This window comes from Rhodoluna sp. (genome assembly GCF_044239955.1).
In the GTDB taxonomy this organism is placed as follows: Bacteria; Actinomycetota; Actinomycetes; order Actinomycetales; family Microbacteriaceae; genus Rhodoluna.
The window spans coordinates 1-11,390 of the sequence record NZ_JBIIAL010000020.1 but is presented as its reverse complement, the minus strand read 5'-3'; the positions used below and the strand labels follow the sequence as shown (position 1 = coordinate 11,390).

12 protein-coding genes are annotated in these 11,390 nt (G+C 50.0%); 7 read left to right on the top strand and 5 right to left on the bottom strand.

Annotated features, from left to right (window positions below):
• The first annotated feature begins 257 nt into the window (after positions 1 to 257).
• From AC9UFE_RS05810 to AC9UFE_RS05785, 6 genes are all read left to right on the top strand, one after another.
• The gene (locus tag AC9UFE_RS05810) at positions 258 to 731 is read left to right on the top strand and encodes an Lrp/AsnC family transcriptional regulator (protein ID WP_509546782.1); all 474 of its coding nucleotides are present in this window, start codon (positions 258 to 260) and stop codon (positions 729 to 731) included.
• 172 nt (positions 732 to 903) lie between these two features.
• Positions 904 to 2,256, top strand: coding sequence for an aspartate aminotransferase family protein (locus AC9UFE_RS05805; RefSeq protein WP_509546785.1), 1,353 nt, complete (start codon positions 904 to 906; stop codon positions 2,254 to 2,256).
• Between the two features lie 104 nt (positions 2,257 to 2,360).
• A complete protein-coding gene (locus tag AC9UFE_RS05800) occupies positions 2,361 to 2,837 on the top strand; it encodes a methylated-DNA--[protein]-cysteine S-methyltransferase (protein WP_509546779.1) in 477 nt (158 codons plus the stop codon).
• Positions 2,830 to 3,411, top strand: a complete 582-nt coding sequence (locus AC9UFE_RS05795) for a DNA-3-methyladenine glycosylase I (RefSeq protein ID WP_509546776.1) — start codon at positions 2,830 to 2,832, stop codon at positions 3,409 to 3,411. Before AC9UFE_RS05800 ends, AC9UFE_RS05795 begins: the two co-directional genes overlap by 8 nt.
• Positions 3,365 to 3,892, top strand: a complete 528-nt coding sequence (locus AC9UFE_RS05790; RefSeq protein ID WP_509546774.1) for an RNA polymerase sigma factor — start codon at positions 3,365 to 3,367, stop codon at positions 3,890 to 3,892. The genes AC9UFE_RS05795 and AC9UFE_RS05790 overlap by 47 nt, the downstream gene beginning before the upstream one ends.
• 42 nt (positions 3,893 to 3,934) lie before the next feature.
• On the top strand, positions 3,935 to 5,338 hold the full coding sequence (locus AC9UFE_RS05785) for a hypothetical protein (protein WP_509546771.1): 1,404 nt from the start codon (positions 3,935 to 3,937) through the stop codon (positions 5,336 to 5,338).
• On the opposite strand, the gene yaaA is transcribed toward AC9UFE_RS05785, so the two are convergent.
• A complete protein-coding gene (yaaA, locus tag AC9UFE_RS05780; RefSeq protein WP_509546768.1) occupies positions 5,321 to 6,061 on the bottom strand; it encodes a peroxide stress protein YaaA in 741 nt (246 codons plus the stop codon). The two genes, AC9UFE_RS05785 and yaaA, sit on opposite strands and share 18 nt — an antisense overlap.
• 22 nt (positions 6,062 to 6,083) lie before the next feature.
• Between yaaA and AC9UFE_RS05775 the strand changes: the two genes are divergently transcribed.
• Complete coding sequence (locus tag AC9UFE_RS05775) at positions 6,084 to 6,734, top strand: cob(I)yrinic acid a,c-diamide adenosyltransferase (protein WP_509546765.1); 651 nt, start codon at positions 6,084 to 6,086, stop codon at positions 6,732 to 6,734.
• A 229-nt stretch (positions 6,735 to 6,963) separates the two neighbouring features.
• Here the strand turns inward: AC9UFE_RS05775 and AC9UFE_RS05770 are convergent, their stop codons facing one another.
• The 4 genes from AC9UFE_RS05770 to atpA are packed head-to-tail and all read right to left on the bottom strand — an operon-like array spanning position 6,964 to position 11,279.
• A complete protein-coding gene (locus AC9UFE_RS05770) occupies positions 6,964 to 7,230 on the bottom strand; it encodes a F0F1 ATP synthase subunit epsilon (RefSeq protein WP_509546761.1) in 267 nt (88 codons plus the stop codon).
• 2 nt (positions 7,231 to 7,232) lie between these two features.
• Positions 7,233 to 8,681 carry a F0F1 ATP synthase subunit beta gene (atpD, locus tag AC9UFE_RS05765; RefSeq protein ID WP_509546758.1) on the bottom strand — a complete coding sequence of 483 codons (1,449 nt, stop codon included), beginning with the start codon at positions 8,679 to 8,681 and terminating at the stop codon, positions 7,233 to 7,235.
• 14 nt (positions 8,682 to 8,695) lie between these two features.
• Positions 8,696 to 9,604 carry a F0F1 ATP synthase subunit gamma gene (locus AC9UFE_RS05760; protein ID WP_509546755.1) on the bottom strand — a complete coding sequence of 303 codons (909 nt, stop codon included), beginning with the start codon at positions 9,602 to 9,604 and terminating at the stop codon, positions 8,696 to 8,698.
• A gap of 37 nt (positions 9,605 to 9,641) precedes the next feature.
• A complete protein-coding gene (gene atpA / locus AC9UFE_RS05755) occupies positions 9,642 to 11,279 on the bottom strand; it encodes a F0F1 ATP synthase subunit alpha (protein WP_509546752.1) in 1,638 nt (545 codons plus the stop codon).
• Positions 11,280 to 11,390: the final 111 nt, after the last annotated feature.

The window sequence follows — 11,390 nt, the reverse complement described above, 5'->3', positions numbered from 1 at the left end:
CCGTTAGCTGGATTGACAACATCGGATCTTTCGGAGGAGCTAGCCTCAACGTATTTTCCATTGATGAAGTTTTTTAGTTCGCGAACTGCCATTTGTTCATACTCCTTTGTAGAAGAGGTAGCGACCCCTGTTTAGAATCGATTCTAATCCCAGAAAATGACCCCAAAATCACGAGTTTTGTATCGAATTAGTTGCGGTTTGAGCCTTTGGGAACCGTTTCGTTTGCTTATTCAATGTTTGGCTGGCAAAATCCATGTATGTCGAGAAGTGGAAGAGCCCAGGCCTCAGCGCTCGACGACGTCTCGAAGTTGATCATCGAGCAGCTCCAAGATGATGGCCGAAAGTCCTATTCCGAAATTGGCAAAGCCGTAGGCCTGAGCGAAGCAGCCGTTAGACAAAGGGTTCAAAAACTCACCGAAAAAGGCGTAATGCAAATCGTTGCCGTAACCGACCCAGTACAGCTCGGCTTCTATACCCAGGCAATGGTGGGGATCAAGTGCAGCGGTGACACCAGCGAGATCGCCAGCGCACTAGGCAAGATGCCTGAAGTGGACTATGTGGTGATTACCGCAGGAAGCTTTGACATCCTGGTGGAGATTGTCTGTGAAAACGATGACTCGCTAATCAAGATTATTAACTCCCAAATCAGGCGGTTAGCTGGGGTAACTTCGACCGAAACCTTCGTATATTTGAAGCTAGAAAAGCAGTTCTACAACTGGGGTACCAGGTAATCCCCTAGAAACGAATGGAATAGAAAAAATGGCAGTTAAGGAATCTAGGGCAAAGAAACTTGTTGCCGGGATCAAGTCCCTTCTAAAGCGCACCGTCAAGGTGGGAGCAGCAAAGTCTTCCAAGCTCGCTCTCGTTGAGGCGCGTAAGGAAGGTAAGAAGATAACTCCTGCCATGCTGGAAAAATCAGCCAAGAAGCATCTCTGGATGCACTTCACCCGCCACGGATCATTTGCCAACAAAGAGATTCCAATCATGGCTAAAGCCGAAGGTCACTACGTTTACGACGTGCACGGCAAGAAATACATCGATGGCCTATCAGGACTGTTCTCCGTAAACGCAGGTCACGGCCGCAAGAGATTAGCTGATGCTGCTTCCAAGCAGATAACCGAACTAGATTTCTTTCCACTCTGGTCTTACGCCCACCCACCAGCTATTGAGCTAGCTGAGCGTTTGATTTCTTATGCTCCGGCAAACATCAGCAGGGTTTTCTTTACCACCGGTGGTGGTGAAGCGGTAGAAAGTGCTTGGAAGATTGCGAAGCAGTATTTCAAGATGACCGGAAAGCCAACCAAGCACAAAGTTATCTCTCGCCATGTCGCTTACCACGGCACCAGCCAGGGAGCGCTTTCGATTACTGGTATCCCGGCAATGAAGAAGATGTTTGAGCCGCTAGTTCCTTCGACATTTAGGATTCCAAACACCAACTGGTACCGTGCTCCTTCTTCGTTCAAGACCGAAGAGGAATTTGGTATCTGGGCTGCTAATCGTGCCGAAGAAATGATTCTCTTTGAAGACCCAGAGACCGTGGCAGCAATCTTTGTTGAGCCAATCCAAAACTCCGGTGGTTGCTTCACCGCGCACCCTGCTTATTTCAAGCGCCTGCGAGAGATTTGCGACAAGTACGACATCTTGCTCGTAGCCGATGAAACCATCACCGGTTTCGGCCGCTCTGGTGCGATGTTTGCTTGTGAAAGATATGGCATCGAACCAGACATGATGATTACCGCTAAGGGAATCACATCTTCTTACCAACCGCTCGGTGCACTAATGCTTACCGAGAGACTCTTCGAGCCCTTCACAACCGGAACCAACATTTTGGCCCACGGATACACCTTCGCGGCTCATCCGGTTGCATGTGCGGTAGCACTTGAGAACCTAGACATCTTTGATGAAGAAGACCTAGTTGGAAACGTTGCTAAGAACTCTGCTCTCTTCAAGAAAACTCTTGAGAAGCTTTACGATCTTCCAATTGTCGGAAATATCCGTGGCGATGGTTACTTCTTTGCCATAGAGCTAGTCAAGGACAAGAAGACAAAAGAGCCTTTCACCGCTCCAGAGCGTGAGAAGCTTCTTCGTGGCTACCTAGCCGGCAAGCTACTCGAAGAAGGCCTTTACTGCCGTGCTGATGACCGAGGCGACTCAGTCATCCAGCTAGCACCGCCTCTTACCATCGGAGCTAAAGAGTTCAACGAGATTGAGCAGATCCTTCGCAAGGTGCTAACCCCAGCGATGAGCAAGTTCTAACACAAGCTATCTATAACCCCAAGACCCAATGGGTCTTGGGGTTTAGCTTTTCCACAACCTTCAAATCTTGCTTCGCTAGCCCTGAAACCGACAACAATTGAGGCATGAGCGAATCACTGATCTCAAGGCGATCTTTCCCTTCTCCTTTTGGCTTCATAACCATCACCGCAGAAGACAAGAAGATTACTTCCGTTGAGCTGTGCAAGAAGGCCACCTCCGTAGGCTCCTCCAAAGTCCTTGAAGATGCGGCGAAGCAACTTGATTTGTACCTGAAAGGAACCCTTCCAAAATTTAGCCTTCCCCTCAAAGTCTCCGGCACACAGTTTCAGATTTCCGTTTGGAAGGCTATTGCCAATGTGCCTTTTGGCAAAAGTATTTCCTATGGCGAAATTGCCGCAGCTATTGGTAAACCTAAAGCCGCCAGAGCGGTTGGAGCCGCGGTTGGTGCAAACCCAACTCCCCTGTTGGTTGGCTGTCACCGCGTGCTTGGATCCAATGGATCGCTAACCGGTTACTCCGGTGGCCAGGGAATCAAAACCAAAAAGCTGCTGCTGGATCACGAGGGCATCGACTATGAGTGAGTTTGTCACCAAGTATCCCGACGGTCTCAAGCGCTGCCGCTGGCCCAAGCAAGATCAGATCTACATCGACTATCACGACACCGAGTGGGGCGTAAAGCTAGAGGGAGAAAATGAACTCTTTGAACAACTAGCTCTTGAGGCATTTCAAGCAGGACTGTCATGGATCACCATCTTGAAACGCAGGCAAGGCTTTAGAAAGGCATTTCATAACTTCAACATCCGCAAAGTTGCCAAGATGACCGATAAGGACATCGAGCGACTCATGCAAGATGAAGGCATCATTCGAAACCGGGCCAAAATTCAGGCAACCATCAGCAATGCACGGTTGATCTTGGAACTAGATCAACCGCTAACTTCCTTGATTTGGTCTCACGCGCCCAAGCGGGCAACAACACCTGCAGATAACTTTGAATTCAAAGCCACTACCCCAGAGTCCATCGCGCTGAGTAAGACACTGCGAAGTCTGGGGTTTTCGTTTGTTGGCCCCACAACCATGTATGCGATGATGCAGTCAATTGGGATGGTAAATGACCACGCACCGGGTTGTTTCAGGAGAAACGAAGTTCGCGAGTAGGATTACAGCTGTGACCCCCGAAGAATTTACGTCAACGTACCGCCAGCTACTCCCACAGATCACAAAGTATCTCGTGAGGCGCGTGAGCCCCTCAGCTGTTGAGGACATAGCCTCAAGAATCTTTGAAATAGCTTGGACGAAAAGATCTGAGTCACCCAAGGGCTTTCAGCTCCCCTGGCTCTATAGAATCGCTGGATTTGTGGTAGCAAATCACCGAAGAACTGAGAAGGCTAAAGAAAACTTCTTGGTCTTATTCCGGCCAAAGGACTCTGCACCTTCTGCAGAGGACATCGCTCTAAGCGACCTCAGTCTTTCAGAGGCTTGGGCAAAGCTGACCCCAGCTGAGCGCCAGGTTATTTCCCTTAGTAGCTTTGAAGGTCTAGACAATGCGGACTCGGCCAGGGTGTTGGAAATTTCAACTAATGCCTTCGCTCTTAGGCTGAGCAAGGCTAAGGCCAAACTTAGAGGGCTGCTTTCTTAAAGTTTCTAGACATAATCACCAACCTGGCTACATAACCCATATATGAATACTCCAGATGAACTAGACGCCCGTCTGCGTAAGGCAGACCCTGCAAACAAAGCCAAAACTGAGCAACTCTCAGCTGAAATCTTGGCAGCCGCCTCAAACACCAAACTAAGGCTTGGGCTAACGCAAAGATTTGAACTACTATCGGCCAAGGCCAGAGGCTTCGCTTTGGGTGGGTTAGTTTCTGGCACAGCGGCAATCCTGGCAGTGGCCATAGTGGTGAACCCAACCCAAACCCCACTAATTCAATTGGCTGCTTCCTACCAGGGTCCTTCGAATGGGTCCGGCTCGATGTCAGAAGCGTCCGACGACAAATTGATGTCTATGCCCTTTTTTAGCTACAACTATGTGGCCGGACCTAATCTGTCAAACGAGGGTGGATCTGGCCAGATCTATAAGCTAGTGCGGACCGGAACTCCAGAAGCGGTGCTCGCAAACGTCTCAGGATTGTTTGGGGTTCAAGGTAGCGTGAAGAAGTTCCCTGATTTCAGTGAAGCCAATCCCGGATACTTTTTTGGTGAATCCGATGATCCTTGGGGCGTTGACAATCAGAACCCAATCGTTTCGGTTTGGTGGAGCGGGACAGCATCTTGGTACTATTCCAATCCTTCTGACTCTTCAATTTCTAGTTCTTGCAATTCCTTCGATGACGAAGGGTTTTGTGAGGAGTGGGTTGAGCCTGTTCCAACCCCAGAACTACTACCAAGTAAGTCTGAAGCCATGGCCAAAGCTCTTGAGGTATTCAACGCAACTGGCCTAGCAGTGACTGAATCGGATTTACGAGTTGACATGTCAGAGTGGGGTGTTTCCGTGACCGCCGCGATGGTTGTAGACAATCAGCAAACCAGTATCGAGTGGTACATCGGCTGGGGGTCAGATGGCGAGATTTACTACGCGCAAGGCCATTCGGTGGTTGCCGAAGCCGTTGGCACCTTCGAAACCATTTCCCCTGTCCAGGCTATGGATCGACTCGATCAGTGGATCTGGTATGGATCTCCACCTAGCTACTTGTATGAAAAATACCCGGCAATCTACAGTGACATGAGCGTTCGGAATGAACCACTTGTTGATCCAGAGGTGTCAGAAACCGAAGAAACGACCGAACCGAGTGAACCTAGTCCATCAGAGACCGCGACAGCGGAGCCTGAACCTACCGAAACTGAGCCAGCCCCCGTTGAACCCCAAGTTGTCACTTTGACAATTGTTAGAGCAGAGTCAGCTCTCTTGGGTATTTGGGATGCAAACGGGGATGTTTGGCTAGTACCGGGATGGATCATGTTTAACGATGAGGGTTGGTGGAGCACAGTGATTTCATTGATTGAGGGAATTATTGCTCTTCCTGATCCCGACATGTTCGATATAGAGCCTCTTCCTGCAGAAGACTCATCCGTAGGTAATTAGTAAAAACTTTTTGCCCGAAACTTCCAGCTTCAGATGGGCTAGCTCCGCAACGGCCTTGAGGTCTGCCACAGTTTTAGGCGCTGGACTGATTGTTAACGCGGATCGCAGAAACTGGCCCTTGGCTTGTTTATTGAAATGATTTAACCTCGTGCGTTTGCCCTTTTTATCCTCCAGCACTACATCAAGGGTGTAACAAGCGGGTTTCTCTGGAACAGGCGCTAGCTCAGCGTATGAATTGGATCTCATGTCAATCACTATCTCTTTCGCGTAGTTTGGCCAGACCGCTTCATGAGCTTCCTGCCATAACTTCTTTAGATTCAAGCCAGGTAGCTTCGAAGTAGCAGACATTCGATAATTTGGAATTTCATCGGCTGCAGAAATCAGGCCAAAAAACGAGGACTGGATAAACACTGTTTTGCTCGCCCTGGTTCGCATAGCGGCCGTAATGCCGCCTTCTTTAAGTGCGTCATACAAGGTGCCGGTATACCTATCTAGGGCCGGTAAACACTTGGGGTTTCCTAGATCCAGGTTGACGGCAATCTCCCCCAGTTGCTTTGGCCCTAGCTTGAGCGCCTTGGTAGCTAGCGTTGGGGTCTTGCAGGTTTCAATCAACGCTTGCTGAAGAAGTTTTCGAGTTTTGTCTAGTTCTTTGTGGCTCAGAGCTTTGGCTCTTCTTTTGCCACCAGGCTCCTTGGTTTCAGAAGGTGGGAGCAAAAAGATCATTCCATAAGCCTAGACTTAGACCATGGTCAAACTTACAAAAATTTATACCCGCACAGGCGATGAAGGTCTTACTGGTCTTAGCGATTTTTCTAGAACTCGCAAAACAGATCCAAGAATCGAAGCCTATGCCGACGTCGATGAGGCGAACTCGGCAATCGGTGTCGCCGTCGCGCTGGCCCATGGCGAGTTCGACGAAGAGACTCTAGCGCTGCTATCTCAGATTCAAAATGACCTTTTCGATTTGGGTGCAGATCTTTCAAACCCTCTAAGCGAGCACTATGAGTATGAGCCATTGCGTGTGGACGCAATTTGGATTGATGCTTTAGAAGAAGCCATCGACAAATACAACAAGCAGCTTGAAAAGCTAGACAGCTTTATTCTTCCTGGAGGATCCGGGCTAGCTGCCGGTCTTCACTTAGCGAGAACAGTTGTTCGTAGGGCCGAGCGCGCTACCTGGCACGCAATCGAAAAGTATGGAACCGATCCTGCCAAAAAGGGTCACAATAACGGTGGCGTAAGCGTTCTAGCTGCCAAGTATCTAAATCGCTTGAGCGATTTGCTTTTTGTCTTGGCACGCTTTGCCAACATCAAGCACGGTGGCGATGTGAAGTGGATTCCAGCTTCAAACAGACGCGAGCGTCCAGCAAATGTACGGGTTGACAGCGAGGACTAATGGAGCCGCTGGTTTGGCTTTCGATACCTGGCTTGATTCTCGTTTGGCTTTTTCTACCTCGTAAAGCTCGGGAGAAATCGAACTCAAATTCAAAAAAGTATCGGAGCTCAGGTGCGGTTCTTTTTGGCATTAACGAAGTTTTTGCACCGTCAGCTGCTAACGCAACAATTATTCAGGAGGAGCAAAGGCAGTCTCGAAGGGCTATGCCGTCTCCAGAGGACAAGCTCCTCTAAGCCAGCGCAGCATTCCTGGCAACAACAGTTACCACGTCATGCTCCACTGACAAGAATCCATCGTCTGCGGTAACAACAAGCACTTCACCCTCGGGTTTGGTAACCCTTACTTCGCCGTTAGCCAAGATTGCAAGCATTGGTTCGTGACCAGGCATCAAACCGATTTCGCCTTCAACTGTCTTGGCTACCACCAACTTGGCTTCGCCAGACCAAACTGCCTTATCGGCAGCAACTAGCTCAACCCGCAGATTTTTTTCAGACAAGGTTAGTTACCAGATTCCTTCTGAATCTTGGCCCACTGGCGCTCAACGTCTTCAAGACCACCGACGTTGAAAAACGCCTGCTCTGCAACGTTGTCGAAGTCACCATTAGCAATCTTGGAGAATCCTTCGATGGTCTCCTTGAGTGGAACGGTAGATCCTGCAACACCGGTGAACTTGGTAGCCATGTATGTGTTCTGAGACAAGAACTGCTGAATTCTTCTTGCTCTTGATACTGCGACCTTGTCTTCTTCGGAAAGCTCCTCAACACCCAAGATGGCAATGATTTCCTGCAGTTCCTTGTTCTTCTGAAGAATCTGCTTGACCCTAACGGCAGTCTCGTAGTGATCCTTCGAGATGTAACGAGGGTCCAAGATTCTTGAAGTTGAAGAAAGTGGATCCACGGCTGGGTATAGACCCTTGGAAGCAATTTCACGGCTTAGCTCGGTTGTTGCATCCAAGTGAGCAAATGTGGTTGCTGGGGCTGGGTCGGTGTAGTCATCGGCAGGAACGTAAATTGCCTGAAGAGAAGTGATCGAGTGACCACGGGTTGAAGTAATGCGCTCCTGTAGAAGACCCATCTCGTCTGCCAAGTTTGGCTGGTAACCCACGGCAGATGGCATACGGCCTAGCAGCGTGGAAACCTCAGACCCTGCCTGAGTGAAGCGGAAGATGTTGTCGATGAACAACAGCACGTCCTGCTTCTGCACGTCACGGAAGTACTCCGCCATGGTCAAAGCAGACAAAGCAACGCGCAAACGCGTGCCTGGTGGCTCATCCATCTGACCAAACACGAGGGCGGTCTTGTCGATAACACCTGACTCGGTCATTTCGTCGATTAAGTCGTTACCTTCACGGGTACGCTCACCAACACCAGCGAATACGGACACACCGTCGTGGTCTTCTGCCACACGGTAAATCATTTCCTGAATCAAAACGGTCTTACCAACACCGGCACCACCGAATAGACCAATCTTTCCACCCAGTACGTATGGAGTTAGAAGGTCAATAACCTTGATTCCGGTTTCGAACATCTGAGTCTTTGACTCAAGCTGGTCGAAAGCTGGTGGCTGACGGTGAATTGGCCAACGCTCAGTTACCTCAATTTTTTCGCCTGGCTTGGCGTTTAGAACTTCACCGGTTACGTTGAAAACGTGGCCCTTGGTGACATCTCCAACAGGAACAGAAATTGGCGCTCCGGTGTCAGACACTGTGCCTCCGCGTACCAAACCATCAGTTGGCTTCAAGGCAATGGCGCGAACTAGGTCATCGCCTAGATGCTGTGCCACCTCAAGAGTTAGAGTCGTGGTTTCTCCCAACAGGTCAATCTCTGTTGTGAGGGCGTTGTAGATCTCAGGGATGGCATCGTGTGGGAACTCGATGTCAACCACCGGACCATTTACTCGAGCAATGCGCCCGGTGCCTGCCTGTGGGGTTGTCTTTGTCTCAGCCATTTCTTATCTTTCTCTTAGTCCTCATCGCCAACGGTGGCCAGTGCATCCGCACCACCGACGATTTCGGAAATCTGTTGCGTAATTTCTGATTGACGTGCCTGGTTGCTCAAACGGGTGTAGTTCAAAATCAGCTTCTCGGCGTTATCGGTGGCTGACTTCATTGCCTTCTGACGTGCAGCGTGCTCGGAAGCCGAAGACTGAAGCATTGCGTTGAAGATTCTGCTCTCGATGTAAACCGGTAGCAGTGCATCAAGCACCTTGTTTACATCTGGCTCAAACTCATAAAGCGGGAAAATCTCGCTCTTCGAAGGCTCTTCAACACCCTCGACTACCTCTAGAGGAAGCAAGCGAACAACTTCTGGAACCTGGGAAATCATCGACACGAAGCGGTTGTAGACCATGTGAATCTCGTCTACTCCCCCATCCTTGGCATCTGTGTTGAAATCAGCCAACAGCGCATCAGCGATCGACTTGGCCGTATCAAATTCTGGAAGGTCAGTGCCACCAACCCACTGCTGACGAGATAGCCTTCTGCGGAAATTGAAGTAGCTAACAGACTTTCTTCCAACCAGATAGTAAACAACATCTTTACCCTGGCTCTTCAAAAGAGTTACTAGCTGCTCAACTTCTTTTAGAACGTTCGAAGAAAATGCCCCAGCAAGACCGCGGTCGGAGGTAAAGATTACAACCGCTGCGCGATCAATGGTCTCTGGTTCAGTTGTAAGCGGGTGATCGATGTTCGAGTAGGTGGCAACAGCAGAAACCGCTCTGGTAACCGCTCTTGAGTAAGGAGTAGATGCAGCAACGCGTTGCTGCGCCTTGTAGATACGAGAAGCAGAAATTAGCTCCATGGCGCGAGTGATCTTCTTTGTGGTCTGTGCCGACTTAATCTTCTGTCGGTAGACCCTTAGCTGCGCTCCCATATCTCTCCTTTCCTAGTCTCGAATTGGCAACTACGCTTTAGCGCTTTTGCTTGACGATCTTTTCCTGGTTAACTTCTTCTTCTTCCAAAGCGTTCACAGCTTCGTTACCCAAAGAAGAAAGTGGAACACCCTGGCCGGTTTGGAAGCCCTTCTTGAACTTGTCAATGGCTGCATCCAACTCGCGGATGGTGTCGTCCTCGAGGTTCTTAGTTTCACGAATGGTCTCAATTACCTTGCTGTTGCGCTTTAGGTAATCCAGGAACTCGGACTCGAAACGGAGGACATCTTCGACAGGAACTTCATCCAACTTGCCTGAGGTTCCAGCCCAAATGGAAACTGTCTGGTCCTCAACTGGGTACGGAGAGTACTGTGGCTGCTTTAAAAGTTCCATCAAGCGCGCTCCGCGAGCTAGTTGCTGACGAGATGCCGCATCCAGGTCGGAGGCGAACATCGCGAAGGCTTCTAGTGAGCGGTACTGAGCAAGCTCAAGCTTTAGCGTTCCAGAAACCTTCTTGATTCCCTTCACCTGGGCTGCACCACCCACTCGAGAAACCGAGATACCAACATCGATGGCTGGACGCTGGTTGGCGTTGAACAGATCCGACTGCAAGAAGATCTGACCATCAGTAATCGAGATGACGTTGGTTGGAATATACGCTGAGACGTCGTTGGCCTTGGTCTCGATGATTGGAAGTCCAGTCATCGATCCAGCACCCAATTCGTCGTTGAGCTTGGCACATCTTTCTAGCAAGCGAGAGTGCAGGTAGAACACGTCTCCTGGGTAAGCCTCGCGGCCTGGTGGACGACGAAGCAAAAGGGACACTGCTCGGTAAGCTTCTGCCTGCTTTGATAGGTCATCAAAGATGATCAGAACATGCTTGCCGCCATACATCCAGTGCTGTCCAATAGCGCTGCCTGTATATGGAGCTAGGTACTTGAAACCAGCTGGGTCAGACGCAGGGGACGCAACGATGGTTGTGTATTCCAACGCTCCGGCTTCTTCCAAAGCTGCCTTGATACCGGCAATAGTTGAACCCTTTTGACCAATAGCTACGTAGATGCAACGAACCTGCTTGGTTGGATCTCCTGTTGCCCAGTTGGCCTTTTGGTTGATGATCGTGTCAATAGCGATAGCGGTTTTACCGGTCTGGCGGTCACCAATAATTAGCTGACGCTGTCCACGACCGATTGGAATCATGGCGTCGATGGCCTTGATACCGGTTTGAAGTGGCTCGTGAACTGACTTTCTAGCCATAACGCCAGGAGCCTGAAGCTCAAGGGCACGACGTGCCTCAGCCTTGATCTCGCCTAAACCATCAATTGGGTTACCCAGTGGGTCAACTACTCGACCTAGGAACGCATCTCCAACTGGAACAGAAAGAACCTCGCCAGTGCGCTGAACTTCCATACCCTCTTCGATGCCCTCAAAGTTTCCGAGGATAACGGTTCCGATCTCACGCTCGTCAAGGTTTAGAGCAAGACCTAGGGTTCCATCAGCAAACTTTAGAAGCTCGTTAGCCATCGCGGAGGGAAGTCCTTCAACGTGAGCGATACCGTCACCGGCATCGATTACGTGTCCGACCTCGTTGCGCGAAGCCTTGTCGCTCTCGTAGGAGTTCACGAAACCCTTCAGGGCATCGCGAATCTCATCTGGGCTGATTTTTAGATCTGCCATTTGCTTCCTCTACTTCTGGGGCGAACCCCGGTTAGATGCTGGCCTAAGCCAGCATCATCTTTGCTTGCTTGAGACGGTTAGCAACGCTACCGTCAATAACTTCTCCAGCTA

Excerpts from the sequence above, each read along its gene's own strand:
- yaaA (WP_509546768.1), bottom strand. The coding sequence starts at position 6,061 with ATGATCTTTTTGCTCCCACCTTCTGAAACCAAGGAGCCTGGTGGCAAA.
- AC9UFE_RS05805 (WP_509546785.1), top strand. The coding sequence starts at position 904 with ATGCTGGAAAAATCAGCCAAGAAGCATCTCTGGATGCACTTCACCCGC.
- AC9UFE_RS05790 (WP_509546774.1), top strand. The coding sequence starts at position 3,365 with ATGACCACGCACCGGGTTGTTTCAGGAGAAACGAAGTTCGCGAGTAGG.
- atpA (WP_509546752.1), bottom strand. The coding sequence starts at position 11,279 with ATGGCAGATCTAAAAATCAGCCCAGATGAGATTCGCGATGCCCTGAAG.
- AC9UFE_RS05800 (WP_509546779.1), top strand. The coding sequence starts at position 2,361 with ATGAGCGAATCACTGATCTCAAGGCGATCTTTCCCTTCTCCTTTTGGC.
- AC9UFE_RS05775 (WP_509546765.1), top strand. The coding sequence starts at position 6,084 with ATGGTCAAACTTACAAAAATTTATACCCGCACAGGCGATGAAGGTCTT.
- AC9UFE_RS05785 (WP_509546771.1), top strand. The coding sequence starts at position 3,935 with ATGAATACTCCAGATGAACTAGACGCCCGTCTGCGTAAGGCAGACCCT.
- atpD (WP_509546758.1), bottom strand. The coding sequence starts at position 8,681 with ATGGCTGAGACAAAGACAACCCCACAGGCAGGCACCGGGCGCATTGCT.
- AC9UFE_RS05810 (WP_509546782.1), top strand. The coding sequence starts at position 258 with ATGTCGAGAAGTGGAAGAGCCCAGGCCTCAGCGCTCGACGACGTCTCG.
- AC9UFE_RS05760 (WP_509546755.1), bottom strand. The coding sequence starts at position 9,604 with ATGGGAGCGCAGCTAAGGGTCTACCGACAGAAGATTAAGTCGGCACAG.
- AC9UFE_RS05795 (WP_509546776.1), top strand. The coding sequence starts at position 2,830 with ATGAGTGAGTTTGTCACCAAGTATCCCGACGGTCTCAAGCGCTGCCGC.